A 25,353-nucleotide genomic window follows, 5' to 3' on the forward strand; every position below is an offset into this window, starting at 1 on the left:
AGCAAAATTAACCCCGATGGCGAGTATGGTATCTGCCGCTGAGCTTGTCATCCTCTAATTGGAGTTCTTGAGCTTGAGTCTTTAGGGCTGGATTTAACCTGCGGGGCCAAGACAATCGTCTGCACCGCCTGTTTTTTTCAAGCGGTCAATTTGCGCTCACCCCGTCCTGATCACCGTGACAAACTCCGTCCCACTCTCAGGCAACCAGACCTCGCCGGGCCGGCCCAGAATCCCTCAAATCCCCTGGCCCCCGGATACCTCAATCCGCTGGGCATTCACCCAACGGTTGTTTTCGGTCAACAAGCTCGCGATCATGGGGCCTATGTCGTCGGGCAAGCCGGCGCGGCCCAGAGCCGTGATGCCGGCGAAGATTTTGTTGACCTCGGGGTTGTCGCGCACGGCGCCGCCGCCGAAGTCGGTTTCTATCGCGCCTGGCGCGACCGTGTTGACGGCGATGCCGCGTGCGCCCAGTTCCTTGGCCATGTAGCGGGTCAGCACTTCCACGGCGCCCTTGACCGCCGCGTAGGCGGCGTAGCCGGGGTAGGAGGTTCTGGTCAGGCCTGAGGACAGGTTGACGATGCGGCCGCCGTCGGCAATCAGGGGCAGCAGGGTTTGGGTCAGAAAGTAGACGCCCTTGAAGTGCACGTTGACGAGGCCGTCGAATTGCGCTTCGGTCGTGTCGCCTATCAGGGCGTAGTCACCGTGGCCGGCGTTGTTGACGAGGTGGTCGAAAGTGTCCCGCTGCCAGCTGCCCTGCAGCGCGGCACGCAGGCGGTCGGCGAAGGGCGCGAAGGTGGCGACCTTGCCGGTATCCAGCTGCAGGGCCACAGCCTTGCGGCCCATGGCCTGGATGTCGGCGACAACGGCTTGTGCGTCTTCGGCCCGGTTCTGGTAAGTGAGGACGAGGTCGCCGCCGCGGCGGGCAATGCTGAGGGCGGTGTTGCGGCCCAGGCCGCGGCTGGCGCCGGTGATCAGGGTGATTGGGGTGATTGGGGTGCTGTTGCTCATGATAGGGTTTCTTGTCTGCAGGCTTGGTTGATGAGGATTCCAGTGTCCGGCGGGTGGGCCGGCGCGGGTTGCCGGAAATTCGGTGCTTCTTGCCTGATCCTCCAAATTTCGGCGCCGGGCTCGCGGCAACCGGCCGCCAGCGGTTAGGCTTGCGGCATGAGCACGCTGCCTTTTCTTCTGGATGTTGCCGGCCGTTATGCCGAAGCCCATGCCGACAAGGCGGGTCTGGCGCAGACGGCCATCCCGGGCCTCAGCCTGGTGCGCGCGACTTCGCCCAGCGGCCTGGTCCATGCCATATCGCAGCCGCTGGTCTGCCTCTTGTTGCAGGGCAGCAAGCAGGTGGCCATGGGCACACAATCCTTCGCGTTCAGCGCGGGTGAAACCCTGCTGATCACGGCGGACGTGCCGACGGTCAACCAGATCACGCGTGCAAGCCTCGCCCGGCCTTACCTCTCGCTGGTGCTGGAGCTGGACCTGGCGGTGATCGCGGACCTGGTGCTGCAGATGAAGGACGGGCCCGTGCCCGACACGGCGGCTGTGCGGGTGGGCGCCACCGAAGCCGAGGTGGCCGAGGCGGCGTTGCGCTTGATGCAATTGCTCGATCGCCCGGCGGCCTTGCCGGTGCTGCGGGCGCAGTTGGTGCGCGAGATGCACTACTGGCTGCTGGCTGGCCGGCTGGGCGCCGCGATACGGCGACTGGGCTGGCCTGACGGCCATGCGCAGCGTGTGGCGCGCGCGGTGTCTGTGCTGCGGGCGGATTTTGCGCGGCCTTTGCCGGTGGAGCGACTCGCGGGCGTGGCGGGCATGAGCCCGTCTTCATTTCACCAGCACTTTCGCAGCGTGACCTCGCTGTCGCCGCTGCAGTTCCAGAAACAATTGCGGCTGATCGAGGCGCGGCGTTTGATGCTGTCGGAAGGCTTGAGCGCGAGCAGCGCGGCGTTTGCGGTGGGCTATGAAAGCGTGCCGCAGTTCACGAGGGAGTACGGCCGCATGTTCGGCTTGCCGCCGGTGCGGGAAACGGGCGCGACGCGAAGCAGGGCGGCGACAGCCTGAAGATCGCCGTCATGCGCAGCGCGCTGGGGGCTTGCCACTGCCGGGTGCTGCCGGATGCTGCCGGATGCTCACCCCGTCCTGATCACCGTCACAAACTCCGTCCCACTCTCAGGCAACCACACCTCGCCGGGCCGGCCCAGGATCTGCCGCACCGCGGCATTGGCGCGGGGCAGGGGGATGACGTCAAACTTCTCGCTGGCCGGGTCAAAACGCAGCATGGCGTTGTTGCTCCATTCCGAGGCCCAGATGATGTCCTTGTTGTCGACATAGACGGCATAGACATGCGGGTCGGCGCCTGGGGCCTTCCAGGTTTTCCAGCTGCTGGGGCCTGTGCCGAGTGCGGGGTCGTGCATCGACAAATTTCCGCTGCTCCATTCCGAAACCCAGATGCGGCCCTTGCTGTCTGACCACACCCGTCTTGCGCCCTGGCGCGGCGTGGGCGGTTCGACGATGCGGGATTCGCCGGTCTTGGTATCCATGTGGGCGATAAAGGAGCCGGCCAAGGAGCACCACCAGATATCGCCCTTGGGTGTGGCGCAGATGCCGTAGGGGCCGCGGCCGCGCGGGGAGTCCTTGACGGTGACGGTGCCGCTGCGCACATCGACCTTGCCGACGTAGCCGCTCTGGCCGGTGAACCACAAATTGCCCTCGCCGTCGAAGGCGCAGGTGTTGAGGTTGGCGTACGGTGTGCCGGTGGGCAGGGGGAAGACTTTGACCTGGCGCGAGGGCCAGGCGACGCGGGCAATCGCGTTTTGCCCGCCGTCGGTCAGCCAGGCCGCGCCGTCGGGGCCGGCGATGACGCCGTGGGGTGATGAGCCGCCGCCCAGGGCAACCAGTTCGGTCTTGCCGCTGCGCGGGTCAAACCAGCCCAGGTGGCCGCTGCGCTGGGCCGAAAACCACACGCCGCCGTCGGGCGCGGGCGCGATGTCGTGGATGCCGGTGGCGGAGCGGGTGCCTAGCGGCCAGGATTGCAATCGCTGTGTATGCGCCGTTGCGCTGGGCGCCTGGGCTTGCGCGCCGCGGGGCGAGAGCAGGGCGGCGCCCAGGGCCGGCAGGGCCGCCAGCGTGGTGCGGCGCTTGAGGTCGAAGCTAAAGGCGAGCTGCTGCATTGCCATGGCAATACCTCCTGCGGCGCAGGGCGGCTTGGCCGCTGCGCGGAACACGGTGGATGGACGGGCGAAACGGAGAGAGCGGGGTGCTCAGCCCATTGTGGCGGCAACAGCGGCGGCCATCAATGGGGCTTGTCCCTGTCCTCTTTGGTGCCGTCCTGGAGGTATTTTTCGACCTTGCTGGCCTTGTCGCCGACGGCGGCGATGGCGCGCCTGAGCTGTTCGCGGTCGGCGTGCAGCTTCTGTTCCCACACGGCGGCGGCCTGGGGGTTGTGGAGGTTGATGCGGTCGGGTTGCACAGCATGCGCAAGGGGGCGGTGCGGGAGAAAGCTCATGGATGGAAGTCTCCTTGGCGTCTGTATGTGGCGTCTGTATGTCTATAGAACTACCTTAGCGCCAAGCGGGCCTGGCCTTTGTAGGCCGCCGCCGATATTTGGGCGGGGCGGCGGCAGGGGCTGCGGCCCTGAACACATGTGTTTTCCCCGGCTTTGCCGGCTTTTCACATTCTTGCGTCACCCTTGCGCCACCGCGCCGCCGTCCTACAAAAGGGGTTTACAGCGCCCCAGTAAACTTGCAGGCAATGAAGAACCCCTTCCAGACCCTTTTCCAGGCCCCCCTGGGCCCGCGCCTGCGCGCATTCGCGGCCTCGATTCCCGGCCGGCTGCGCAACCTGACCAAACGTGATGTGGCCCTGGCGCTGGCCATGGTCCCGGTGCTGCTGCTGCTGTACACGGTGCTGCTGCTGCCGTTCACGCCCAGCATCAGCGATTTGCTCAAGGCCAAGACGGCCAAGCCATCGGTGCTGATGTCGGTGGACGGCCAGGAGCTGGCGAGCTTCCAGCGCGCCAACCGCGACTGGGTCAAGCTCGATGCGATTTCGCCGAATGTGGTGGCCGCGCTGATCGCGACCGAGGACCACCGCTTTTACGATCACCACGGTATGGACTTCCGGCGCACGGTGTCCTCGGTGCTGCTGACGCTTGTGGGCCGCAAGCAGGGCGGCTCCACGCTGACGCAGCAGCTGGCGCGCAATATGTACCCCGAGGAAATCGGCCGCTCGGCGACGCTGACGCGCAAGCTCAAGGAGGCGATCACGGCCTTCAAGATAGAGGCGGTCTACAGCAAGGACGAGATCCTCGAGAGCTACCTGAACACCGTGCCCTTTCTCTACAACGCCTACGGCATAGAGATGGCGGCGCGCACCTATTTCGACAAATCGGCCAGCGAGCTGGACGTGCTGCAAAGCGCGACGCTGGTGGGCATGCTCAAGGGCGCGAGTTATTACAACCCGGTGGTCAACCCCGACCGCGCGCTGCAGCGCCGCAACATCGTGCTGATGCAGATGGTCAAGCACGGCAAGCTGCCCGAAGACAAACTCGCGGCGCTCAAGAAAAAACCGCTGAAGATCGATTTTGAGCGCCTGGACCCGGAACTCGGCGAGATGCCGCACCTGGCGCAGCAGCTGCGCCGCTGGCTGATCGACTGGGCGGACCGCAACGACTACAACATTTACGCCGACGGCCTGGTGGTGCGCACCACGATTGATTCGCGCCTGCAGGCCATGGCCAACAAGGCGCTGGTGGCGCAGGGCGAGCGGCTGCAAAAAATCGTCGCGGGCGACTGGCGCTTTAACTCGGGCTGGAAGGCCAAGAGCGGTGCGCAGCGCGAACTGGCCCTGGCCTTTGTGCGCGACACCCCCGAGTACAAGGCCGCGCGCGCCGCGGGCCAGACCGACGAGCAGGCGCTCAAAACCCTGACGGCCAATGCCAATTTCATGCAGGCCCTCAAGGACGAGAAGACGCGGCTGCAGGCCGGCTTTATGGCGCTGGACCCGACGAACGGCCAGGTGCGGGCCTGGGTGGGCAGCCGGGATTTTTCGGACGACCAGTTCGACCATGTGCAGCAGGCGCGCCGCCAGCCGGGCTCGACCTTCAAGCCTTTTGTGTATGGCGCGGCCTTTGAGGAGGGCGCCCGGCAAAGCGACGGTTTTGTGGACGGCGTGGTGGAAATCCCGCTGGGCAACGGCGCCTTCTGGCGGCCCACTGATGGCGGCGGGCCCAGCGGCGAGTTCATGAGCCTGCGCCAGGGTTTGATGTTCTCCAAGAACACCATCACCGCGCAGGTGATGCAGGTGGTGGGCCCGGCCCATGTGGCCAAGCTGGCGAAAGCCATGGGCGTGCGGCAAAGCAAGCTCGAGGAAGTGCCCTCGCTCGCGCTGGGCACCAGCCCGGTGACGCTCAAGGAAATGGTCACGGCCTACGGCACGCTGGCCAATGACGGCCGCTATATCGAGCCCATCATCGTCACGCGCGTGGAAGACCGCAACGGCAAGGTGCTGGAACAGTTTGAAGCCAAGGCGCCGGAGACGGTGATGTCGGCCACGGTGGCGCAGACGCTGCTGGACGTGATGCGCGGCGTGATCGACCAGGGCACGGGTGCGGCGATACGCAGCCGCTACGGCCTGCGCGCCGATCTGGCCGGCAAGACCGGCACGACGCAGGGCAATACCGACGGCTGGTTTGTGATGATGCACCCGCAGCTGGTGGCGGGCGCCTGGGTGGGCTTTAACGACAACCGCGTGACCATGGGCGACAGCTGGGGCCAGGGCGCGCGCAGCGCGCTGCCCATCGTGGGCGAGTTTTTCCAGCAGGCGATCAAGGCCAAGGTGGTGGACGCCGAGCAGCGCTTTGCGGCGCCGCAGGGCGGCGGCGTGACGGACCAGGAGCAGCAGCGCGTAGAAGCCTTGCTCAACGGCGCCGAGCCGCCGCAGGAAGGCCAGCCGGGCGAGCTGCCGGCCGGCGTGGGCATGGTGGGCGCGTCAACGGGCGGGCAGGGCGGCGCGCCGCGCTGGCAGCCCGCGCCTGTGATCAAGTACGTGACCATCCAGGCGCCGGCCGAAAACCAGGTGCCGGCCGTGCAGGGTGGGGATTCGGGCGGCATGCCCGGTGTGGTGCTGCCGCCGCCGGCGCCGGTGGCGGCCGAGAAGTTGCCGGTGTTTCCGGGTGTGGTGGTGGGGCCGCCAATCGCGCCGCGCTAGCTTCTTGCGCCCCCAAAAAAACGGCCGCTCGAAAGCGGCCGTTTTTCATTGGAAAGGGAAAGCGCGATCAAGGCTTGAGCGGATCGCGCTCCAGGTCCTTTTTGATTTCCTTGGCGGTGTCCTTGATGTCTTCCTTCACATCGCCGTAGGCCTTCTGGGCCTTGCCTTCAAACTCGCGGGCATGGCCCTTGGCCTGCTGCTCGGTGTTGCCGACCATCTTGCCGGTGTGCTCCTGCACTTCGCCGGCGACTTCCTTGATCTTGCCTTTGACCTGGTCTTTGTTCATGGGGATACCTTTCGGGTGGTTGGGAGGGGACATGGAAAAACTCCATGCCTTCAAGTTAAGGGCTGGCTGGGGCGGCGCACGCAGGGAGGGGGCGCGGCCGGATGTCGGCTGCGGACTACAAGGTGTTGTTGCACCCTCAGTTTCACCTGTAGGAATATGTCTTTTCATGTGACAAGGCCGCTTGCCCCCGGTTAGACTGGTTTTGAATGCGACATTGTGCAAATGCTGCAAGTGGGGGAAACATTCTTAGGTCCCGCATCATCGGCTGCGGCACCGCCTGAGGATGGACAACATCGAAGAGCTGCCATGAAAAAGAACATGCTGTTTTGGGGCTTGCTGGGAGGCGCCTCCGTGCTGCACGCGCAGGCCGCGTGGTTCACCGTGCTCGGCGACCCGCAGGACCCGGCGCTCAACACCATAGAGGTCGATCCGGTTCCGGTGAGCGTGCAGGGCGGGCTGCGCACCATGAAGATACGCGTGAGCCGCTCCCAGCCACGCACCAGCTGGGACGGCGTGCCTTACCGCTCCTACACCTCCACCGTGCAGTTCGATTGCGCGCACAAAAACGCGCGCTACCTCTCGCTGGAGTTTTACAAGGAGCCGCTGTGGCAGGGCGAGCCGCACCAGACCTCGAGCTATCCCGAGGGGGTGGTGCGGCACATGGCGTTTCGCGACGTGACGCCCAACCCGACGCAGCGGCTGATACGCGCGGCCTGCCGCCCGGCGGAGAAAAACTAGCGGCGGCGCCGCCCTTGTGCCTTCGCGGGGCCGGCGCTACGATGGGGACGCCGCCATGTTGGGAGTGGCGGCGATACTCCCAGAAGAAAGGCTTCTCCTCATGCCGCAACTCATTGCATCGGTCGAAGGCGTCGAAATCAAGCATGTCTACCTGAAGAACGACCGCACGACGCTGGGCCGCCGGCCGTACAACGACATCGTGTTCGACAACCTGGTGGTCAGCGGCGAGCACTGCGTGTTTGAACTCAAGGGCATCGCCGACGTCTACCTGCGCGACCTGGGCAGCACCAACGGCACCTACCTCAACGGCCACATGGTCAAGGCGCGCGAGCTGCTGCACGACAACGACATCATCAACATCGGCCACTTCAAGATCCAGTACCTGGCGACGTCCGCGCACGACGAGCCCGCCGAGAGCCAGGAAACCACGGCGATGTCGCTGGACGCGATAGGGCTGCCCGGCACCGCGGGGGCGCGGCAGGCCAGCCTGCGTGTGCTGTCGGGCTCGTCGGCGGGGCTGGAAGTGCCGGTGGTCAAGGCGGTCACCACCTTCGGCCAGCCGGGCGTGGCGGTGGTGTCGATCTCGCACCGGCGCGACGGCTACTACGTGGCCCATATGGACGGGGAGACGCCGTCCACCCTCAACGGCAAGGCCATAGGCCCCAAGGCCACTCCGCTGTCACACCAGGACGTGCTGAACCTGGCGGGGACGGAGATGGAGTTCTTGCTGAAGTGAGCCTGGGTCCGTCTCCCAGAGGGAGCGGGGACTTAGAAGATGCGCCGCCGCTTGGCGGCGCTTGGGCCCCATTCATAACAACATCGGCGGCGAGGGCGCACTCATCATGACCAGACGCGAATGGCAATTGGCCATCCCCATCCTGATCGGCCTTGCGCTGTGCGTGGCGGCCTTTGTGCATGGCCAGGGCATGGCCAACCCGGATGGGGGCATGGTGGCGCTGCGGGTGTTCAAGGCGCCGCAGGGTGAGCGTGTCGCCGTCGTTGCCAACAATGCCTTGCATGTGCTTGATGCGCAGGGGCAGCGCATCGCGCGCCAGGACCTGAAGGCGCTGGGCCTGGGCGAGAGCCCCGGCGACATGGACTGGACGGTGGATGCCCGGCAGCGGGTCGAGGCCTGGTTTTTTGACGGCGCCGCCGTGCCCCGCGTGCTGCGTTGCGCCTGGAGCGATGCGCAGGTGCAGCTGGTGGACTGCCGCACGGCGATGGAAGGCCCGCAGCTCAAGAACAATGCACTGTCCCTGACCGTGCACCTGGCCGTGGACCGCACCGGTGAACGCGTCTTCATCGCTGATGGCAAGGGCAGCCGCGTACAGTCGTTTGGCCTGGACGGCAAGGCCCTGGCCGGCACCGACCCGCAGGTGGCGCCGCTGCTGTTTCCCAACCGCCTGCGCTACCTGGGCAATGACACCCTGGTGGTGGCCGACAACGACCACCGCCGGCTGATCTGGCTGCGCGTCGCTCCCGGCCAGCCCACCGAGCTGTTGCGCAGCCTGGGCTCGGCCGCGCACGGCCAGGCCCGCCAGGGCCGCGGCAAGGTCACCGACGTGGCCCTGGGCCCGGACGGCACGCTGTGGATGCTGGCCGTGAAGCAGGGCCAGAAGGATGGGGACGTGCTGGTGTTCGACGCCCAGCGGCGGCCCGTGGCACGGGCGGCATTGGCCGATGATTCCGACCCCCTGCTGATCGACGCGCTGGGCGACACCGCGCTGGTCGGCGACTACAGCTTCATCAGGCTGAACCGGGTCGACGCGCAAGGCCGCGACCTCGGTGAGTTTGGCGACGCCGCTTTCCGTGGCGAACTGCGGGCCGTGCCGCAGCGGGCGCGGGCCGGCGTGCTTTGGAAAACCGGCGCCATGGCCATGGGGGGCGTGCTCATCGCGGCCGGCCTGGTGCTGGGCCTGCTGTTTGGCCAGAAACCCAAACGGCCAGAGCCGTTTGACGACCGCCTAGAAGCGCAAGAACCTAGATGAGGGAACTGCTCGGGTTGGTGCTCGAGTAATTGACAGGCCTGCGCGGCGGGCCTTCGCCGGCCAGGCGCAGCGCGAAGGCGCGGGCCAGGGCCTGCAGCTTGAGGGTGGACTTCAGGTGCAGCGGCGTCATGCCGGCCTTGGTGAGGTCCGAGGCATTGCTGGACACGCGCGAGAGCTGCGGCTGCTCGAGCTTGGCGCGAGCCGGGCGGCGGGCGCGTTCGGCCGGGGCGAGTTTGGCGGCTTCGCTGGTGGCGGCGCCCAGGAATTTTTCGCGCAGCAGCGCGGCGCTGGGCCGGCGCTGGCTTTCAACAATCCAGTAGGGCAGGCCGGCGCGGGCCAGCAGCTCGCGTTTGAAGCCGTGGTTGCGGCCGGTGACCTCGCCGCGGCCCAGCACGTCGATGCAGCCCAGCACCGTGCCTTTCTGGTCGGCCAGGGCGCAGGAAAAATTGACGGTGCTCAGCAGCGCCTGCCAATGGGCGTCGCCGCCGCGCTGGTTGGGTTCGATAAAACCGGTGAAGGGGACTTTGGGCAGGATGCGGTGTTCGGGGAACACTTCCTCCAGCCAGCGCCAGACCTGGAGCTCGTCGCGGCTGGCCAGAGGCTTGGCGCGCAAGGTGTGGTTGCGCGCCACTTTTTTGCGGGTGGCCACCACATGGGACAACCAGCGTTCATAAGCCAGGGCGCCCAGGGCCACACTGCCGACAAAGAGGAAAAACCCGATCAGAAAACTGCTGCCCGTCATGTTCGCGCCCTGAAATCGCCCGGAGGTCATGCTGAAGAAGAAGGGCGTCGCGCCTATCCCGGCCCTGTTTATAAGGGATATCAGGTACATTTTTGTTTTTCTGTGAACTACTTCACAATTTTTTACGAACGATCGTTCTAAAACCTGGCGCGCTGTCCGGCGGCCATCCCTTCTTCCTGGTTCCTCTTTCATGAAACAAACTCCCGCAGGCGGCCTGGTGTATTCCACCGAGGCCGGAAGAATGTGCCCGGCCTGCCGCCGGCCGGTGGCGGCCTGCAGCTGCAAGCAGGCGGCGTCGCCCGCGGCGGGCGGCCCGGTACGTGTGAGCCGCGAGAGCAAGGGCCGGGGCGGCAAGACGGTGACCGTGGTCAAGGGCCTGCCGCTGGACGCCATGGCCCTGGCGCTGCTGGGCAAGCAGCTGCGCACGGCCTGCGGATCGGGCGGCACGGCCAAGGACGGCGTGATCGAGGTCCAGGGCGACCATTGCGACACGGTGATGGCGGCGCTGCAGAAACAGGGCTATGCGCCCAAGCGGGCCGGCGGCTAGGCGCGCCTTCCTCTAGATATATATAGATGAACCCCGAAGACCTGTTGCTGCTGGTGACCCGTGAAATGCCTTTCGGCAAGCACAAGGGCACGCTGATCGCCGACCTGCCGGGCAATTACCTCAATTGGTTCGCGCGCGAAGGATTTCCCAAAGGGGAGATTGGCCGCCTGCTGGCGCTGATGCAGGAAATCGACCACAACGGCCTGAAGCCGCTGCTGGATCCCTTGCGCCGTTGAGCACCGCGGCCCTGCCGCGCGTCGCCTCCTACATTTGCAGTATTGCCCCCTGGTGCATTACTGCGCAGAATCCTTGCACTCGCGTTGGCCGGCAGCATGCCGGCCCAGGCCGCACCCCGCGCCGCAACGCCCGCACGAGGTGACCCGAATGGAATACGAACTGCCCCTGGAAACCAGGGCCAGGAAAATGATGGCAAGGTTCCGCACCCACGAGTGGCTGGGCCTGGCCGCGGGCTTCCTGATTTTTGCCGCTGCCGACCTGCTGCGCGCCTGGTGGGCGCCGCAGCTTCCGGTGTGGATGGTGCGCGGCTGGTTTTTCCCCATCATCGTGCTGGCCTCGGTGGCCGCGATTTACCTGTCGGTGTCCATGCACAAGGCGCTCAAGCAGCACAGCGCCGTCGACCCACAGCGGCGGCGCGAGATGTGCCTGCTGTTCCTGCTGGGCTCGCAGGACCAGCAGGGCCTGCGGCTCATGAAACGCATCGCCATGGCGGCCAATGTGCATGCGCTGAGTTTCGGGATGGCGCTGGGGCTGCTGGTGTTCAGCCTGGTGCGCGTTTAGGGCCGCACCCGAAAGAGCCGTTCACAAACCCAGCGAAGCGGTCCTGGCTAGGCGCGCCGCCGCAGACAGTGCACCAGCACGGCAAGGCGGCGCAACAACGCCAGGAGGGTTTTTGAACGACTCTCAAAGCGCTGCCGCGACCCTTGTTCCCTGATTGATCGCCCGCTTGGCGTCCAGCTCGCCGGCTTCGTGGGCGCCGCCTATCAAATGGGTCTTGACGCCGGCCGCGCGCAGCGGCTCCAGCAGCTCGCGCAGCGGCTCCTGGCCGGCGCACAGCACGATGTTGTCGACGGCGAGCACGGTGCCGTCCAGGCGCTTTTCGCCGAAGGTGATGAACAGGCCCAGGTCTGAGCCCTGCTCGCCTATGCGTTCGTAGTTGACGCCCGAGAGCATTTCCACATTCCTCATCTTGAGCGCGGCGCGGTGTATCCAGCCGGTGGTCTTGCCCAGGCCGGCGCCCAGCTTGCCGGGCTTGCGCTGCAGCAGCGTGACCTGGCGCGCGGGTGGCGCCACCTGCGGGCGCACCACGCCGCCGCGCACCTCGCCGGGATCGGCCACGCCCCATTCGGCCAGCCAGGCCGGCAAGTCGAGTGCGGTGGAATGGCCGGCGGGCGTGACCAGGAATTCGGCCACGTCAAAGCCTATGCCGCCCGCGCCTATCAGGGCCACGCGTTTTCCCACGGGCTGGCGGCCCAGCAGCACGTCGATATAGCTGAGCACCTTGGGATGCTCCTGGCCCGGAATGCGCGGGTTGCGCGGCGTGACGCCGGTGGCGAGTATGACTTCGTCGAACTTCTGCGCGATCAGGTCCTGGGCGCTGACGCGGGTGTTCAGGTGCAGGCGCACGCCGGTGCCGCTGATGCGGTTGCCGAAGTAGCGCAGGGTTTCCTCGAACTCTTCCTTGCCGGGCACGCGCTTGGCCAGGTTGAACTGGCCGCCGATTTTGTCGGCCGCGTCGTACAGGTCCACGCTGTGGCCGCGCAGGGCCAGCGTGGTGGCGGCGGCCAGGCCCGCCGGGCCCGCGCCTATGACGGCGACGCGTTTTTTGGCGGGGGCGATGCGGATGACGAGTTCGGTCTCATGGCCGGCGCGCGGGTTGACCAGGCAGCTCGCGAGCTGGGCCTTGAAGGCGTGGTCCAGGCAGGCCTGGTTGCAGGCGATGCAGGTGTTGATCTCATCGGCCCGGCCCTGGGCGGCCTTGTTGACGAATTCCGGGTCGGCCAGGAAGGGCCGGGCCATGCTGACCATGTCGGCGCAGCCCTCGGCCAGCACCTGCTCGGCGACTTCGGGCGTGTTCAGGCGGTTGCTGGTGACCAGCGGGATGGTCAGGCCCGCGGCGCGCAGGTCGGTGCGCAGTTTTTTGGTGACCCAGGTGAAGGCGCCGCGCGGCACCGAGGTGGCAATCGTCGGCACGCGGGCTTCGTGCCAGCCTATGCCGCTGTTGATGATCGTGGCGCCGGCGGCCTCCACGGCCTTGGCCAGCAGCACGACTTCCTCCCAGCTGCTGCCGCCGGGGATCAGGTCGATCATGGAGAGGCGGTAGATGATGATGAAGTCGCGGCCCACGGCTTCGCGGGTGCGGCGCACGATCTCCACGGCCAGGCGCATGCGGTTTTCGTAGCTGCCGCCCCAGTCGTCAGTGCGCTGGTTGGTGTGGGTGACGAGGAACTGGTTGATGAAATAGCCTTCGCTGCCCATGATCTCGACGCCGTCGTAGCCGGCCTCGCGCGCCAGCAGCGCGCAGCGTATGAAGGCGCGTATTTGCCGCTCTATGCCGCCGGCGCTCAGTTCGCGCGGGGCGAAGGGCGAGATCGGGCTCTGGATGCGCGAGGGCGCGACGCACAGCGGGTGGTAGCCGTAGCGGCCGGTGTGCAGGATTTGCAGCGCGATCTTGCCGCCTTCGGCATGCACGGCATCGGTGACCTGTTTGTGGCGGCGCGCCGCGCCCGAACTCGCCAGCATGCCGGCGAAGGGTTTGGTCCAGCCGGCGATGTTGGGTGAAAAACCGCCGGTGACCATCAGGCCCACGCCGCCGCGCGCGCGTTCGGCGAAGTAGGCGGCCATGGCGGGGAAATGCTTGCGCCCGTCTTCCAGGCCGGTGTGCATGCTGCCCATGAGCACGCGGTTTTTCAGCGTGGTGAAACCCAGGTCCAGCGGGGCGAGCAGGTGGGGATAGGGGGAGGAAGGGGAAGAGGGGGGCACGGCCACAAGCAGGTCTCCTGTCAAAACTGCCTGCATCGTAGTCGCAAGGTGGGGCCGCCGAAAGCCCGCCGGGTAGTCTAGGGGACAGGCTCTATCGGCACCTGGGGCTTACCCTGAAAGCTCCTATCGGCTCTTCTTGATGGCCTGCGCGGCCTGGGTGACCAGTTCCGGGCCTTTGTAGATCAGCCCGGTGTAGAGCTGCACCACGTCGGCGCCGGCCTGGATTTTGGAGACGGCGTCGGCGCCGCTCAAAATGCCGCCCACGCCGATGATGGGAAAGCCCTTGCCCAGCGCCGCGCGCAGTTGGCTGATGACGCGGTTGCTGGCTTCGAGCACGGGCGCGCCGCTCAGGCCGCCGGCTTCCTCGGCATGGCGCAGGCCCTTGACGGCATCGCGACTGAGCGTGGTGTTGGTGGCGACCACGCCGTCCATGGCGTGGCGCTTGAGCGTGGCGGCGATGACGGCCACCTGGGCTTCGTCGAGGTCGGGCGCGATTTTCACGAAGATGGGCACACGTTTGCCGTGCTGTTTGGCGAGTGTTTCGCGGCGCTCGGCGATGCGGCCCAGCAGGGCGTCCAGCGCCTCGTCGCTTTGCAGCGCACGCAGGTTTTTGGTGTTGGGGCTGGAGATGTTGACGGTGACGTAGTCGGCATGCGGGTAGACGCCGTCCAGGCAGATGAGGTAGTCGTCGACCGCGTTCTCGATCGGCGTGGCGGCGTTCTTGCCGATGTTCAGGCCCAGCAGCAGGCCGCCCTGCGCGCCGGGCTTGCGCACGCTGGAGCGCTGGACATTGGCCAAAAAGGCGTCCAGCCCCTCGTTGTTGAAACCCAGGCGGTTGATCAGCGCGTTGGCCTCGGGCAGGCGGAACATGCGCGGCTTGGGATTGCCGGGCTGGCCCTTGGGCGTGACGGTGCCGACTTCGACAAAACCAAAGCCCATGGCGGCCAGGCCGTCTATGCAGCGGGCGTTTTTGTCCAGGCCCGCGGCCAGGCCGACGCGGTTGGGAAATTTGAGGCCGGCCAGTTCTATCGGGTCGCTGACGCGGCTGGACAGGTAGGCCAGGGCCAGCGGCGTGCCCTGGGTGCGCGCCAGCGAGGCCATGGTCAGCTCGTGGGCGGTTTCGGGATCCAGCCCAAATAAAAAGGGGCGGGCCAGGGCGTAGGGGAGCAGGGACATTGGATAATTCGGTGCGGATGGCTGTGAATGGCCCGGTATGCCCGGGCAAGAGCCCCGATTGTCGCAAAACCCGTTTCACCCTCCCGATTCATCCCTCCCAACACTCCCATGACCCAAGACGAACTCAAAACCCTGGTCGGCCAGGCAGCCCTGCACTACGTGGAAGAAGGCAGCATTGTCGGCGTCGGCACCGGCTCCACGGTCAACAAATTCATAGATGCGCTGGCCACCATGAAAGACCGCATCGTGGGCGCGGTGTCCAGCTCGGTCGCCTCCACCGAGCGCCTGCAGGCCCTGGGCATCAAGGTTTTCGACGCGACCGAGGTCGAGGAGCTGGGCGTCTACATCGACGGCGCCGATGAAATCGATCACGCCGGCTACATGGTCAAGGGCGGCGGCGCGGCGCTCACGCGCGAAAAAATCGTGGCCGCGCAGTCGCGCAAGTTTGTCTGCATCGCCGACGAGTCCAAGCTGGTGGCGGCCCTGGGCAGCTTCCCGCTGCCGGTCGAGGTGATTCCCATGGCCGCCAAACGCATCGCGCGGCAGTTCGCGGCGCTGGGCGGCACGGCGGCGCTGCGCTTGAAAGACGGCAAGCCGCTGGTGACCGACAACGGCCAGCACATCCTGGACGTGACCGGCCTGAAGATCACCGACCCGCTGGCTTTTGAGTCCCAGACCAGCCAATGGCCGGGGGTGGTGACGGTGGGGGTGTTCGCTTTCCAGAAAGCCCATGTCTGCCTGCTGGGCACGCCGGGCGGCGTCAAGACGCTGGTGTTCTGAGTTTCCGGCCCCGTCCGGAACGCAAAACGCCGGGTGGAAACCCGGCGTTTTGCTTTGAAGGAACAGGCCTGCCTAGAACTTGATGCCGGCCGGGTTGTCCGCTGCGGGAGGTGGCGGCGCCACCGGTGCGGCCGCGGGGGCCGCGGCGGTGCGGGCCGCGCCGCTGCTGGCGGCCGGCGGCGCGGTGAYGGCCACCAGGGGCGTGGCAGCCGGCGGGCGGTAGCTGGACGGCAGCACCGAGGCGGCGGGGTAGCCGGCGGCATTCAGGAACTGGGTCCATTCCACATCGGAAAAGCCCTTGAGCTGCTGGCTGCCTATGGTGGCGAAGGGCAGGGAGGTGTCGCCGCTGAGGCGCTGCAGCGCCTTGAAATCCTCGCTGGTGATGACGGTGCGCTCGGAAAAGGGAATGCCGCGGTTGACCAGCATGGACTTGGCGGTGGCGCAGGGGCCGCAGTCGTTGCCGGAATACAGGGTTACCGGGTATTTGCTGGCGATTTGCCGCAGTTCAAACGGAAGGCCGGTGGGCGCCGCGCCGCCGGCGCCCGCGCCGGGGGTGGCTGCGCTGACCTTGGCGCCGGCGGTGGCGGGTGGCGGCTGGTCGGAGAAGGTCACCTTGCCGTCGGGCCCGATGATGCGGTAGACCTGCTGGGCTTGCGCCAGGGGCGAAAAAAGACCGCCCGCGGCGAGTGCCAGGGCCAGCAGGGCATGGGGCGCGAGGGATTTCACGGCATTTGTGTTCATGGGTGTTCCAGTCGTCTCAGGTACGGGGTGGCGGAAAGAGCAAACTCAAAGGGCAAGCTTAACGCAGGCCCTGGAAGTCTCACAACGTTTTAGGCGTTTTGACGGCGTCAGGCCATACCCTGATGACGCAGCAAAGCATCAATCGAGGGTTCGCGGCCCCGGAAGGCCTTGAAGGACTCCATGGCCGGGCGGCTTCCGCCGGCCTCCAGGATGGCTTTGCGGTACTTGCGGCCGGTTTCCACCGTGACCGTGGTCTTGCCGCCATCGTCGCCCGACGGCGAGGGTGCGGCTGTAGCCGTTTCCTCGAAGGCGGCGTAGGCGTCGGCCGACAGGACTTCCGCCCATTTGTAGCTGTAATACCCGGCGGCGTAACCACCCGAAAATATGTGGCTGAAAGTATGCGCGGTGCGGCTGTAGGGCGGCGAGGGGATCACCGCCACTTCGCGGCGCACCTCGTTCAACAGGCCCATGAGGTCGTCGGCCGGCTTGTGCGAGGTGTGCAGCAGCATGTCGAACAGCGAGAACTCGACCTGGCGCAGCGTCTGCATGCCGCTCTGGAAGTTCTTGGCGGCCAGCATCTTGTCGAACAGCGCGCGCGGCAGCGGCGCGCCGGTCTCGACATGCGCCGTCATGTGCTTGAGCACGTCCCATTCCCAGCAGAAGTTTTCCATGAACTGGCTGGGCAGCTCGACCGCGTCCCACTCGACGCCGCTGATGCCGGAGACGTCGCGTTCGTTGACCTGGGTCAGCATGTGGTGCAGGCCGTGGCCGAATTCGTGGAACAGCGTGGTCACGTCGTCGTGCGTGAGCAGCGCGGGTTTGCCGCCCACGCCCTCGGCGAAGTTGCAGACCAGGTGCGCCACCGGGGTTTGCAGCTGGCCGGTGTCGGGGCGCAGCCAGCGCGCGCGCACGTCGTCCATCCAGGCGCCCCCGCGCTTGCCGGTACGGGCCGGCTGGTCGAGGTAGAACTGGCCGACGAGTTCGCTATTGCGTTCAATGCGGTAGAACTCCACGCCGGGTTTCCAGACCGGGGCCGAGTCCTTGCGGATGGCGACTTCAAACAGGGTCTCGACGATCTTGAACAGGCCCGCCAGCACCTTGGGCGCGGTGAAGTACTGCTTGACCTCCTGCTCGCTGAAGGCGTAGCGCGCTTCCTTGAGTTTTTCGCCGACGTAGGCGTAGTCCCAGGGCTGGAGTTCGGCCATGCCGAGCTGGCCGGCGGCGAAGGCGCGCAGGTCGGCCACGTCTTTTTCGGCATAGGGACGGGCGCGGCGCGCCAGGTCGCGCAAAAAGCTGATCACTTCGTCGGGGGATTGGGCCATCTTGGCCACCACCGAGACTTCGCCGAAATTGCGGTAGCCCAGCAGCTGGGCTTCTTCGAGGCGCAGCGCGAGGATCTCTTTCATGATGGCGCTGTTGTCGAATTGGCTGAATTCGGGCGCGGCCTGGTCGCTGGCGCGTGTGGTGTAGGCCTTGTAAAGGGTCTCGCGCAGCTTGCCGCTGGCGGCGAACTGCATGACGGGCAGGTAGCTCGGCATCTTCAGGCTCAGGCGGTAGCCGGCCTTGCCTTCAGCCTCGGCCTGGGCGCGCGCGGTCTGCAGCACGTCGGCCGGAATGCCGGTGACCTCGGCTTCGCTGGCGTAGTAGGCGAAGGCGTCGGTCGCGTCCAGGGCGTTTTCGCTGAACTTCTGGCTCAGCTCGGCCTGGCGCTCCTGGATTTGCGCGAAGCGCTCGCGGTCCGCGCCCTGCAGTTCGGCGCCCGAGAGCACAAAATTGCGGATCGCATTCTTGTGGGCCTGGCGCTGCTCGGCGTTCAGGGTGGCCACGTCAATGGCCTTGTATTTGGCGTAGAGGCGCTCGTCGGCGCCCAGGCGGGTCCAGAACTCGGTCACGCGCGGCAGGGCGGCGTTGTAGGCGGCGCGCAGCTCGGGCGTGTCGGCCACGCTGTTGAGGTGGCTCACGGCGCCCCAGGCGCGGCCCAGGTTCTCGGTGGCAACGTCCAGCACGCGGGCGATGCCGGCCCAGGTGGCCGGGAAATCCGCCGCGGTGACGGTTTCCAGGGCCGTATCGGCCTTGGCCATCAGTTCGTCGACGGCGGGGCCCACGTGTTCGGGCTGGATACGGTCAAACAGGGGGAGGTCGGAGAAGTCGAGGAGGGGATTGGTCATGGCAGTAGCTGTGGGCGGAAGTCTCGAATCTAAAGGCCGGGGGCCGCCGGGCCGGGAAGAATGTCGCTATGCAAGCGATTGCCGGAGCCGATTGCCGGCCCCGGGGCGGTGGGGCGTCAGCCCTGCGCGCTTTTCTTGACGCTCTTGAGCTGGGGTTTTTTGGCCCGCTTGACGGTGCCGCCCGGCGTGAGGCGCTGGTTGCCCAGCACGCGCAGGGTTTTGACCTCGGGCCGCTGGCCGTGGCGCGAGCTGTTCTTGAGCACCTTGACGTCGCGCGGGCCGGGCATGCGGTCCTCGTTGACCTTTTTTTCCTTGGGCGGCATGGGGCGCCAGAGCACCAGCAGCTTGCCGATATGCTGGATGGGCGCGGCATTGAGTTCGTCGGCCAGGGTCTGGAAAATCTCCTCGCGGCCGGCACGGTCGTCCGACAGCACCCGCACCTTGATGAGCCCATGGGCCTTGAGCGCCGCGTCGGTTTCCTTCTTGACGGCGGGGGTCAGCCCGTCGGAACCTATCATCACGACTGCGTTCAGGTGGTGGGCATCGGCGCGGTGGTCCTTGCGCTGGGCGGGGGTAAGTTGTATTTGAGCCATGGCCCAATTATCGGGCGAGTCCGGGAGAGGACAATAGGCCCCATGAAAGTAAATGCCAAGACCGGTTTCAAGCCCGGCGTCCAGACCGATGCCAAGGCCGCCGCCAAGGCGGCCGGCAAAACCGCCGTGAAGGCCGGCGGCAAGGGAAAAGTCAACAAGGCCTGGCTGCACGAGCACATCAACGATCCCTATGTGAAGCTCGCCCAGAAAGAGGGCTACCGGGCCCGCGCCGCTTACAAATTGAAGGAAATCGACGAAACCTTCGGCCTGGTCAAGCCCGGCGACTGTGTGGTCGACCTGGGCAGCACGCCCGGCGCCTGGAGCCAGTACGTGCGGCGCAAGCTGTCTCCCGCGGGCGCGGCGGCCGGCACGCTCAACGGCCGCATCATCGGGCTGGACCTGCTGCCCATGGAGCCGATTGAGGGCGTGACCTTTATCCAGGGCGATTTCCGCGAGGCCGAGGTGCTGCGGCAGCTGGAGGACACCCTGGCCGGCCCCGACGGCCAGGTCCAGGTGGACCTGGTGATTTCGGACATGGCGCCCAATCTCTCGGGCATCGAGTCGGCCGATGCGGCCCGCATCGCCCATTTGATCGAGCTGGCCGTGGAATTCGCCCAGAACCGCATGAAACCGGACGGCACGCTGGTGGTCAAGCTGTTCCACGGCAGCGGCTATGACCAGCTGGTCAAGCTGTTTCGCGACACCTTCAAGGTCGTCAAGCCGCTCAAGCCCAAAGCCTCGCGACCGGGCTCATCGGAAACCTTTCTGATAGGCCGGGGGCTGAAAAAGCGTGCCTAAAGCCACGGACTTTCCCTTAATCCCGCTTTAAACCAGGGGCCGGGACCGGGTTAAGCTGTTTTGGCCCTTGAAAGGCCTAAAATCAGGCGCATGTGACTTTTGTTCTTACACCGGAGTAGTCCTTGAACAATCAGTGGTTTTCCAAAATTGCAATCTGGCTGGTGATCGCCATGGTGCTGTTCACCGTATTCAAGCAATTTGATACACGTGGCGGCGCCGGTTCCAACTACCTGGGTTACTCCGAGTTCCTGGAAGAAGTGCGCGGCAAGCGCATCAAGCAGGCGACCATCGCCGAAGGCCAGGGCGGCACCGAGATCTCGGCCACCACCGTGGACGACCGCAAGGTCCGCACCACGGCCACCTACCTGGACCGCGGCCTGGTCGGCGACCTGATCGCCAACGACGTCAAGTTCGACGTCAAGCCCCGCGAAGAAACCTCCCTCCTCACCTCGCTGCTGATCAGCTGGGGGCCGATGCTGCTGCTGATAGGCGTGTGGATCTACTTCATGCGGCAGATGCAGGGTGGCGGCAAGGGCGGGGCTTTCAGCTTCGGCAAGTCCAAGGCGCGCATGCTGGACGAGTCCACCAACCCGGTCACCTTCGCCGACGTCGCGGGCTGCGACGAGGCCAAGGAAGAGGTCAAGGAAGTCGTCGACTTCCTCAAAGACCCGCAGAAATTCCAGAAACTGGGCGGCCGCATTCCGCGCGGCTTGCTGCTGGTCGGCCCCCCGGGCACCGGCAAGACCCTGCTGGCCAAGGGCATCGCCGGCGAGGCCAAAGTGCCTTTCTTCTCGATTTCCGGCTCCGACTTCGTTGAAATGTTCGTCGGCGTGGGCGCGGCCCGCGTGCGCGACATGTTCGAGAACGCCAAGAAAAACGCCCCCTGCATCATCTTCATCGATGAAATCGACGCGGTCGGCCGCCAGCGCGGCGCCGGCCTGGGCGGCGGCAACGACGAACGCGAGCAGACCCTGAACCAGATGCTGGTCGAGATGGACGGCTTCGAAACCAATGTCGGCGTGATCGTGGTGGCCGCCACCAACCGCCCCGACATCCTGGACGCCGCCTTGCTGCGCCCCGGCCGCTTCGACCGCCAGGTCTATGTGACGCTGCCCGACATCCGCGGCCGCGAGCAGATCCTCAATGTGCACATGCGCAAGGTGCCGCTGGGCCAGGACGTGAACGCCAGCGTGATCGCGCGCGGCACGCCCGGCATGTCCGGCGCCGACCTCGCCAACCTCTGCAACGAAGCCGCCCTGATGGCCGCGCGCCGCAACGCGCGCACCGTCGAGATGCAGGACTTCGAAAAAGCCAAGGACAAGATCCTCATGGGCCCGGAGCGCAAGAGCATGGTCATGCCCGAGGAAGAGCGCCGCAACACGGCCTACCACGAGTCCGGCCACGCGCTGCTCGGCAAGATGCTGCCCAAGTGCGACCCGGTCCACAAGGTCACCATCATCCCGCGCGGCCGCGCGCTGGGCGTGACCATGAGCCTGCCCGCGCAGGACCGCTACAGCTACGACCGCGAGTACATGCTGAGCCAGATCAGCATGCTGTTCGGCGGCCGCATCGCCGAGGAAGTCTTCATGAACCAGATGACGACCGGCGCCAGCAACGACTTTGAGCGCGCCACCGCGCTGGCGCGCGACATGGTCACGCGCTACGGCATGACCGAGGCCCTGGGCCCCATGGTCTACGCCGAGAACGAAGGCGAAGTCTTCCTGGGCCGCTCGGTCACCAAGACCAATAACATGAGCGAGTCGACCCTGCAAAAGGTCGACGGCGAGGTGCGCCGCATCATCGACCAGCAATACGCCCTGGCGCGCAAGCTGATCGAGGACAACCAGGACAAGATGCACGCCATGGCCAAGGCCTTGCTCGAATGGGAAACCATAGACGGCGACCAGCTCGACGACATCATGGCCGGCAAGGAGCCGCGCCCGCCCAAGGACTGGACGCCGCGCAACTCCTCCGTCGGCGGTGGCGGCGGCCCCTCGGGCGGCACGCCGGCCGTCAGCGCCGACCCGGCGCCCACGGTGGCCTGAGGCCCGGCGACGGACACAGCATGACGGGCTGCCGGGCAGCCGTCACCACAACCGGGGCCAGTCCCCGGTTTTTTATTTCCGAGGACAAACCATGATCTGGCAAACCTCCCGCTTCCAAATCGACCTCGCCAAGCCGCGGGTCATGGGCATCGTCAACGTCACGCCCGACTCGTTTTCGGACGGCGGCAAGTACTTCAGCGAAGGCAGCGGCTTTGCCAGCGTGTTCGCCCATTGCGAGAAGCTGCTCAAGAATGGCGCCGACATGCTGGACATAGGCGGTGAGTCCACGCGCCCCGGCGCGCCGCCCGTGCCGCTGGAAGAAGAACTCGCACGCGTGCTGCCCGTGGTGCGCCATGCCGCCACCCTGGGTGTGCCGCTGTCCGTGGACACCTACAAGCCCGAGGTCATGCAGGCCGTGCTGGACCTGGGCGCCGACGTCATCAACGACATCTGGGCCTTGCGCAAACCCGGCGCGGCCGAGGTGGTGGCCGCGCACCCCAACTGCGGCGTCTGCCTCATGCACATGCACCGCGAGCCGCAGACCATGCAGGTCGCGCCCATGGAGGGCGACGTGGTGCCGCAGGTGCGCGACTTCCTCGAAGCCGCCGCGGCCGGCCTGCTGGCCGCCGGCGTCGCCAGGTCGCGCATCGTGCTCGACGTGGGCATAGGCTTCGGCAAGACCGTGGCGCAGAACTTCGCGCTGCTGGCGCGCCAGCAGGAGTTCCTCGCCGCCGGCTACCCGTTGCTGGCCGCCTGGTCGCGCAAGTCGTCCCTGGCCGCTGTCACCAGCACCTCGCTGGCCGCCGTGGCCCAGCTCGACGTGGCCGACCGCATGGTGCCCAGCATCGCGGCGGCCCTGCTGGCCGTGGACCGCGGCGCGCGCATCGTGCGTGTGCATGACGTCAAGGAAACCGTGCAGGCACTCAAAGTGTGGGCCGCCGCTCGTTGAGGTTTTGACTGACAGCCGGGCAGGGCGGCGCCGCCTAAAATAGCCCCACATTTGCAGAACAACAAGCTCCACAGGGACAAAACGCCATGACCAGAAAATACTTCGGCACCGACGGTATCCGCGGCACGGTGGGCCAGCCGCCCATCACCCCCGACTTCGTGCTGCGCCTGGCGCACGCCGTGGGCCGCGTGCTGCGCAGGACCGAAACCCGCCCCACGGTGCTGATCGGCAAGGACACGCGCATCTCGGGCTATATGCTCGAAAGCGCGCTCGAATCGGGCTTTAACTCGGCCGGCGTCGACGTGGTGCTGCTGGGCCCCCTGCCCACGCCCGGGGTGGCCTACCTCACACGCGCCCAGCGCGCCAGCCTGGGCGTGGTCATCAGCGCCAGCCACAACGCCTACCCCGACAACGGCATCAAGTTCTTCAGCGCCCAGGGCACCAAGCTCGACGACGCCTGGGAGCTGGCCGTGGAAGCCGCGCTTGAAGAGCCGCCCGTCTGGGCCGACTCGGCCACCCTGGGCAAGGCGCGCCGCCTGGATGACGCGGCCGGCCGCTACACCGAATTTTGCAAAAGCACTTTTGCCAACGACCTCACGCTCAAGGGCCTGAAGATCGTCGTCGATGGCGCCCACGGCGCGGCGTACCACATCGCACCCATGGTGTTCCATGAACTGGGCGCCGAGGTCATCTCCATAGGTTGCGCGCCCGACGGCCTGAACATCAACCACGAGGTCGGCGCCACGCATCCCGAGGCGCTGATCAAGGCCGTGCAGGCCTACAAGGCCGACTACGGCATTGCGCTGGACGGCGACGCCGACCGCCTGCAGATGGTGGACGCCGAGGGCCGCCTCTTCAACGGCGACGAAGTGCTCTTCCTGATGGTCAACGAGCGCCTGGCGCGCGGCGAAAAAGTGCCCGGCACCGTTGGCACCTTGATGACCAATATGGCCGTGGAGGTCGCGCTGAAGAAGAAGGGCGTGGAGTTCGTGCGCGCCAAGGTCGGCGACCGCTATGTGCTCGAAGAGCTCGACAAGCGCGGCTGGCTGCTGGGCGGCGAGGGATCCGGCCATCTGCTCGCGCTCGACAAGCACACCACCGGCGACGGCCTGATCAGCGCGCTGCAGGTGCTGCAGGCCTGCGTGCGCAGCGGCAAGACCATTGCCCAGCTGCTCAGCGAGGTGGTATTGTTCCCGCAGACCTTGATCAATGTGCGCCTCAAGCCCGGCCAGGACTGGAAGAGCAGCAAGCCCCTGGCCGACATGAGCAAAACCGTGGAAGCCGAACTCGGCGATACCGGCCGCCTGCTGATACGCGCCAGCGGCACCGAGCCGCTGCTGCGCGTGATGGTCGAGGCCCGCGACGCGGCCCAGGCGAAAAGCTGCGCCGAGCGCGTGGCGGACACGGTGCGGTCTTAAACGGCCTGCATCAGGCGGGCCCGCTCATCCGGTGTGAGCACCTTGGGCGATACGCGTGGCTTACCCGTCTCCGGGTCAAAGAAGGGCGTGCGCTTGTAGCTGCCGTCCAGCCTGGCGCGTATCAGCCTGGCCATGAACTGGAGGATGGCTACCGTGGTGCTGAGCGCCATGGCCTTGGGTGTGCCCTTGGCACTCTTCATACCGACCCGCATGCGCACCGGACCGAAAGCGCTGTCCAGGCTGGTCGAAGAATCCCGCAGGCAGTTGTGCAGCAAGCCGACATGCGAAACCTTGAAGTCGCGCGAGGTGTTGCCGACAGGCGTGTTGCAGCAGCTCGCATACCAGCGCAGCATGCCTTTGTCGCTCAGCGACATACAGCTCAGCTTCTCGACACCTTGCGTGAAAGTGACATGCTGGGGAAGCGTGGCGACCACGTCCGAGCCACCCATCTCATCGAGAGTCTCGTCCGCCTTGCCCAGGAAGTGCGCATAAGCCTGGCAGTCTTTGCAGTAGCAAACGCCGCGGCATACGGATTCAGTGTGGCTGACGTGGCCGCGTAGGGTGCCGCATTGGCAGCGAAGGGGGTGGTTCATGTCCGGGGTCCTCCCACTTGATGACAAAGCATATGTGATACCAGTAGCCAAAGCGTTACCGGCAGCAAAACTGCGGCGGCAACAACTTCCGAAAGAATCGTGACATTGGCCATCAAGGGATGAAGCTCCATGGGCGCCACCGCATAGTGGCCCAGGCCGTCAAAACCCAGCGCCGCATAAACGGCTATCAGCAACAGGCCCGCGGCCATGAATTTTTTGCGCATCAGCAGCAGGCCGGTCGCACCCACGGAGGTGATGCCCGCCCACACCGCATAGACCTGGGCGCGGGTGAGCCAGGCCGGAAGATTGGGATACTCGCAGATGAACTCGGCGTTGTGGCTGAAGTGGCCCAGGCTGGTGAGGAAGTAAGCCGCGGTCAGGGACAACAGCAGCGTGCGAAGGTGTTTGGAGGAGTGAAGGGGGCGCATGGGGTTCAGGCCTGGACTTGGAAGGACGGAGATACCGCAGGCGTTCTGCCTTGTACCGGCTAGGTAGTCTAACCATGCGCCGCCGGCGCAGGCTCCGACGAGGGGAGTTGTTTCTAAATGTATGGTGCCTAGAGTGGGTTGTTCGAGGCTTGAGCG

Annotated in this window: 25 protein-coding genes; 13 read left to right on the forward strand and 12 right to left on the reverse strand. The window is 66.1% G+C overall.

The features are described 5' to 3' along the window. Positions 1-234: 234 nt before the first annotated feature. Positions 235-1,008: an SDR family NAD(P)-dependent oxidoreductase gene (locus AC1D09_RS20495; protein WP_477662029.1), complete on the reverse strand. Its 774-nt coding sequence runs from the start codon at positions 1,006-1,008 to the stop codon at positions 235-237. Positions 1,009-1,164: 156 nt separating this feature from the next. On the opposite strand from AC1D09_RS20495, the gene AC1D09_RS20500 reads away from it, so the two are divergent. Continuing rightward, positions 1,165-2,061, forward strand: coding sequence for an AraC family transcriptional regulator (locus tag AC1D09_RS20500; protein ID WP_477662030.1), 897 nt, complete (start codon positions 1,165-1,167; stop codon positions 2,059-2,061). A gap of 68 nt (positions 2,062-2,129) precedes the next feature. On the opposite strand, the gene AC1D09_RS20505 is transcribed toward AC1D09_RS20500, so the two are convergent. Together AC1D09_RS20505 and AC1D09_RS20510 are read right to left on the reverse strand one after the other, a co-directional pair. Further along, entirely contained in the window at positions 2,130-3,176 is a 1,047-nt protein-coding gene (locus tag AC1D09_RS20505; protein ID WP_477662031.1) for a Vgb family protein, read from the reverse strand. A gap of 116 nt (positions 3,177-3,292) precedes the next feature. After that, a complete protein-coding gene (locus tag AC1D09_RS20510) occupies positions 3,293-3,505 on the reverse strand; it encodes a DUF3606 domain-containing protein (protein WP_477662032.1) in 213 nt (70 codons plus the stop codon). Positions 3,506-3,750: 245 nt separating this feature from the next. Here AC1D09_RS20510 and AC1D09_RS20515 point away from each other — a divergent pair, with 245 nt between their 5' ends. Beyond that, positions 3,751-6,207: a penicillin-binding protein 1A gene (locus AC1D09_RS20515; protein WP_477662033.1), complete on the forward strand. Its 2,457-nt coding sequence runs from the start codon at positions 3,751-3,753 to the stop codon at positions 6,205-6,207. A 67-nt stretch (positions 6,208-6,274) separates the two neighbouring features. Here AC1D09_RS20515 and AC1D09_RS20520 read toward each other — a convergent pair whose 3' ends face one another. Further along, on the reverse strand, positions 6,275-6,493 hold the full coding sequence (locus AC1D09_RS20520) for a CsbD family protein (RefSeq protein ID WP_477662034.1): 219 nt from the start codon (positions 6,491-6,493) through the stop codon (positions 6,275-6,277). Between the two features lie 306 nt (positions 6,494-6,799). Here AC1D09_RS20520 and AC1D09_RS20525 point away from each other — a divergent pair, with 306 nt between their 5' ends. The 3 genes from AC1D09_RS20525 to AC1D09_RS20535 all read left to right on the forward strand — a co-directional run bounded on the left by AC1D09_RS20525 (position 6,800) and on the right by AC1D09_RS20535 (position 9,219). Next, positions 6,800-7,231 carry a surface-adhesin E family protein gene (locus tag AC1D09_RS20525; protein ID WP_477662035.1) on the forward strand — a complete coding sequence of 144 codons (432 nt, stop codon included), beginning with the start codon at positions 6,800-6,802 and terminating at the stop codon, positions 7,229-7,231. Between the two features lie 100 nt (positions 7,232-7,331). Further along, positions 7,332-7,967, forward strand: coding sequence for an FHA domain-containing protein (locus AC1D09_RS20530; RefSeq protein ID WP_477662036.1), 636 nt, complete (start codon positions 7,332-7,334; stop codon positions 7,965-7,967). Between the two features lie 106 nt (positions 7,968-8,073). After that, the gene (locus AC1D09_RS20535; RefSeq protein WP_477662037.1) at positions 8,074-9,219 is read left to right on the forward strand and encodes an NHL repeat-containing protein; all 1,146 of its coding nucleotides are present in this window, start codon (positions 8,074-8,076) and stop codon (positions 9,217-9,219) included. Here the strand turns inward: AC1D09_RS20535 and AC1D09_RS20540 are convergent. After that, positions 9,212-9,961 (reverse strand): DUF2726 domain-containing protein, encoded by a 750-nt coding sequence (locus AC1D09_RS20540; RefSeq protein WP_477662038.1) that lies wholly within the window; start codon positions 9,959-9,961, stop codon positions 9,212-9,214. The genes AC1D09_RS20535 and AC1D09_RS20540 overlap by 8 nt on opposite strands. 190 nt (positions 9,962-10,151) lie before the next feature. Here AC1D09_RS20540 and AC1D09_RS20545 point away from each other — a divergent pair, with 190 nt between their 5' ends. The 3 genes from AC1D09_RS20545 (at position 10,152) to AC1D09_RS20555 (ending at position 11,306) form a co-directional block, all read left to right on the forward strand. Continuing rightward, positions 10,152-10,508, forward strand: coding sequence for a translation initiation factor Sui1 (locus AC1D09_RS20545; RefSeq protein WP_477662039.1), 357 nt, complete (start codon positions 10,152-10,154; stop codon positions 10,506-10,508). 26 nt (positions 10,509-10,534) lie between these two features. Continuing rightward, on the forward strand, positions 10,535-10,744 hold the full coding sequence (locus AC1D09_RS20550) for a DUF3820 family protein (protein ID WP_007873974.1): 210 nt from the start codon (positions 10,535-10,537) through the stop codon (positions 10,742-10,744). A gap of 148 nt (positions 10,745-10,892) precedes the next feature. Continuing rightward, positions 10,893-11,306, forward strand: a complete 414-nt coding sequence (locus AC1D09_RS20555; RefSeq protein WP_477662040.1) for a hypothetical protein — start codon at positions 10,893-10,895, stop codon at positions 11,304-11,306. A gap of 123 nt (positions 11,307-11,429) precedes the next feature. Here AC1D09_RS20555 and AC1D09_RS20560 read toward each other — a convergent pair whose 3' ends face one another. Beyond that, on the reverse strand, positions 11,430-13,508 hold the full coding sequence (locus tag AC1D09_RS20560; RefSeq protein ID WP_477701206.1) for an oxidoreductase: 2,079 nt from the start codon (positions 13,506-13,508) through the stop codon (positions 11,430-11,432). A gap of 123 nt (positions 13,509-13,631) precedes the next feature. Further along, complete coding sequence (locus AC1D09_RS20565) at positions 13,632-14,684, reverse strand: quinone-dependent dihydroorotate dehydrogenase (RefSeq protein WP_477662041.1); 1,053 nt, start codon at positions 14,682-14,684, stop codon at positions 13,632-13,634. 108 nt (positions 14,685-14,792) lie between these two features. On the opposite strand from AC1D09_RS20565, the gene rpiA reads away from it, so the two are divergent. Next, the gene (rpiA, locus tag AC1D09_RS20570; RefSeq protein ID WP_477701207.1) at positions 14,793-15,464 is read left to right on the forward strand and encodes a ribose-5-phosphate isomerase RpiA; all 672 of its coding nucleotides are present in this window, start codon (positions 14,793-14,795) and stop codon (positions 15,462-15,464) included. Positions 15,465-15,536: 72 nt separating this feature from the next. Here rpiA and AC1D09_RS20575 read toward each other — a convergent pair whose 3' ends face one another. The 3 genes from AC1D09_RS20575 to AC1D09_RS20585 form a co-directional block, all read right to left on the reverse strand. Then, complete coding sequence (locus tag AC1D09_RS20575; protein ID WP_477701208.1) at positions 15,537-16,205, reverse strand: glutaredoxin family protein; 669 nt, start codon at positions 16,203-16,205, stop codon at positions 15,537-15,539. Positions 16,206-16,312: 107 nt separating this feature from the next. Next, positions 16,313-18,373 carry a M3 family metallopeptidase gene (locus AC1D09_RS20580; RefSeq protein ID WP_477662044.1) on the reverse strand — a complete coding sequence of 687 codons (2,061 nt, stop codon included), beginning with the start codon at positions 18,371-18,373 and terminating at the stop codon, positions 16,313-16,315. Positions 18,374-18,489: 116 nt separating this feature from the next. Then, positions 18,490-18,966 carry a YhbY family RNA-binding protein gene (locus tag AC1D09_RS20585; RefSeq protein ID WP_007873983.1) on the reverse strand — a complete coding sequence of 159 codons (477 nt, stop codon included), beginning with the start codon at positions 18,964-18,966 and terminating at the stop codon, positions 18,490-18,492. 42 nt (positions 18,967-19,008) lie between these two features. On the opposite strand from AC1D09_RS20585, the gene AC1D09_RS20590 reads away from it, so the two are divergent. The 4 genes from AC1D09_RS20590 to glmM all read left to right on the forward strand — a co-directional run bounded on the left by AC1D09_RS20590 (position 19,009) and on the right by glmM (position 24,176). Then, positions 19,009-19,764 (forward strand): RlmE family RNA methyltransferase, encoded by a 756-nt coding sequence (locus AC1D09_RS20590; RefSeq protein ID WP_477662045.1) that lies wholly within the window; start codon positions 19,009-19,011, stop codon positions 19,762-19,764. Between the two features lie 122 nt (positions 19,765-19,886). Further along, complete coding sequence (gene ftsH, locus AC1D09_RS20595; protein ID WP_477662046.1) at positions 19,887-21,809, forward strand: ATP-dependent zinc metalloprotease FtsH; 1,923 nt, start codon at positions 19,887-19,889, stop codon at positions 21,807-21,809. A gap of 91 nt (positions 21,810-21,900) precedes the next feature. Further along, a complete protein-coding gene (folP, locus tag AC1D09_RS20600) occupies positions 21,901-22,758 on the forward strand; it encodes a dihydropteroate synthase (protein WP_477662047.1) in 858 nt (285 codons plus the stop codon). 86 nt (positions 22,759-22,844) lie between these two features. Further along, positions 22,845-24,176: a phosphoglucosamine mutase gene (glmM, locus tag AC1D09_RS20605; protein WP_477662048.1), complete on the forward strand. Its 1,332-nt coding sequence runs from the start codon at positions 22,845-22,847 to the stop codon at positions 24,174-24,176. Here glmM and AC1D09_RS20610 read toward each other — a convergent pair. Both AC1D09_RS20610 and AC1D09_RS20615 read right to left on the reverse strand, forming a co-directional pair. Further along, positions 24,173-24,769, reverse strand: coding sequence for a DUF6151 family protein (locus AC1D09_RS20610; RefSeq protein WP_477662049.1), 597 nt, complete (start codon positions 24,767-24,769; stop codon positions 24,173-24,175). The two genes, glmM and AC1D09_RS20610, sit on opposite strands and share 4 nt — an antisense overlap. Further along, the gene (locus AC1D09_RS20615; protein ID WP_477662050.1) at positions 24,766-25,197 is read right to left on the reverse strand and encodes a hypothetical protein; all 432 of its coding nucleotides are present in this window, start codon (positions 25,195-25,197) and stop codon (positions 24,766-24,768) included. Before AC1D09_RS20615 ends, AC1D09_RS20610 begins: the two co-directional genes overlap by 4 nt. Positions 25,198-25,353: the final 156 nt, after the last annotated feature.

The sequence above is a fragment of the Polaromonas sp. P1_A2 genome, from assembly GCF_056406895.1.

Excerpts from the sequence above, each read along its gene's own strand:
- AC1D09_RS20535 (WP_477662037.1), top strand. The coding sequence starts at position 8,074 with ATGACCAGACGCGAATGGCAATTGGCCATCCCCATCCTGATCGGCCTT.
- glmM (WP_477662048.1), top strand. The coding sequence starts at position 22,845 with ATGACCAGAAAATACTTCGGCACCGACGGTATCCGCGGCACGGTGGGC.
- AC1D09_RS20500 (WP_477662030.1), top strand. The coding sequence starts at position 1,165 with ATGAGCACGCTGCCTTTTCTTCTGGATGTTGCCGGCCGTTATGCCGAA.
- AC1D09_RS20545 (WP_477662039.1), top strand. The coding sequence starts at position 10,152 with ATGAAACAAACTCCCGCAGGCGGCCTGGTGTATTCCACCGAGGCCGGA.
- AC1D09_RS20540 (WP_477662038.1), bottom strand. The coding sequence starts at position 9,961 with ATGACGGGCAGCAGTTTTCTGATCGGGTTTTTCCTCTTTGTCGGCAGT.
- AC1D09_RS20550 (WP_007873974.1), top strand. The coding sequence starts at position 10,535 with ATGAACCCCGAAGACCTGTTGCTGCTGGTGACCCGTGAAATGCCTTTC.
- AC1D09_RS20505 (WP_477662031.1), bottom strand. The coding sequence starts at position 3,176 with ATGGCAATGCAGCAGCTCGCCTTTAGCTTCGACCTCAAGCGCCGCACC.
- AC1D09_RS20495 (WP_477662029.1), bottom strand. The coding sequence starts at position 1,008 with ATGAGCAACAGCACCCCAATCACCCCAATCACCCTGATCACCGGCGCC.
- AC1D09_RS20580 (WP_477662044.1), bottom strand. The coding sequence starts at position 18,373 with ATGACCAATCCCCTCCTCGACTTCTCCGACCTCCCCCTGTTTGACCGT.
- AC1D09_RS20565 (WP_477662041.1), bottom strand. The coding sequence starts at position 14,684 with ATGTCCCTGCTCCCCTACGCCCTGGCCCGCCCCTTTTTATTTGGGCTG.
- AC1D09_RS20525 (WP_477662035.1), top strand. The coding sequence starts at position 6,800 with ATGAAAAAGAACATGCTGTTTTGGGGCTTGCTGGGAGGCGCCTCCGTG.
- AC1D09_RS20515 (WP_477662033.1), top strand. The coding sequence starts at position 3,751 with ATGAAGAACCCCTTCCAGACCCTTTTCCAGGCCCCCCTGGGCCCGCGC.
- rpiA (WP_477701207.1), top strand. The coding sequence starts at position 14,793 with ATGACCCAAGACGAACTCAAAACCCTGGTCGGCCAGGCAGCCCTGCAC.
- AC1D09_RS20610 (WP_477662049.1), bottom strand. The coding sequence starts at position 24,769 with ATGAACCACCCCCTTCGCTGCCAATGCGGCACCCTACGCGGCCACGTC.
- AC1D09_RS20555 (WP_477662040.1), top strand. The coding sequence starts at position 10,893 with ATGGAATACGAACTGCCCCTGGAAACCAGGGCCAGGAAAATGATGGCA.
- AC1D09_RS20520 (WP_477662034.1), bottom strand. The coding sequence starts at position 6,493 with ATGAACAAAGACCAGGTCAAAGGCAAGATCAAGGAAGTCGCCGGCGAA.
- AC1D09_RS20530 (WP_477662036.1), top strand. The coding sequence starts at position 7,332 with ATGCCGCAACTCATTGCATCGGTCGAAGGCGTCGAAATCAAGCATGTC.
- AC1D09_RS20585 (WP_007873983.1), bottom strand. The coding sequence starts at position 18,966 with ATGGCTCAAATACAACTTACCCCCGCCCAGCGCAAGGACCACCGCGCC.
- AC1D09_RS20510 (WP_477662032.1), bottom strand. The coding sequence starts at position 3,505 with ATGAGCTTTCTCCCGCACCGCCCCCTTGCGCATGCTGTGCAACCCGAC.
- AC1D09_RS20590 (WP_477662045.1), top strand. The coding sequence starts at position 19,009 with ATGAAAGTAAATGCCAAGACCGGTTTCAAGCCCGGCGTCCAGACCGAT.
- AC1D09_RS20615 (WP_477662050.1), bottom strand. The coding sequence starts at position 25,197 with ATGCGCCCCCTTCACTCCTCCAAACACCTTCGCACGCTGCTGTTGTCC.
- folP (WP_477662047.1), top strand. The coding sequence starts at position 21,901 with ATGATCTGGCAAACCTCCCGCTTCCAAATCGACCTCGCCAAGCCGCGG.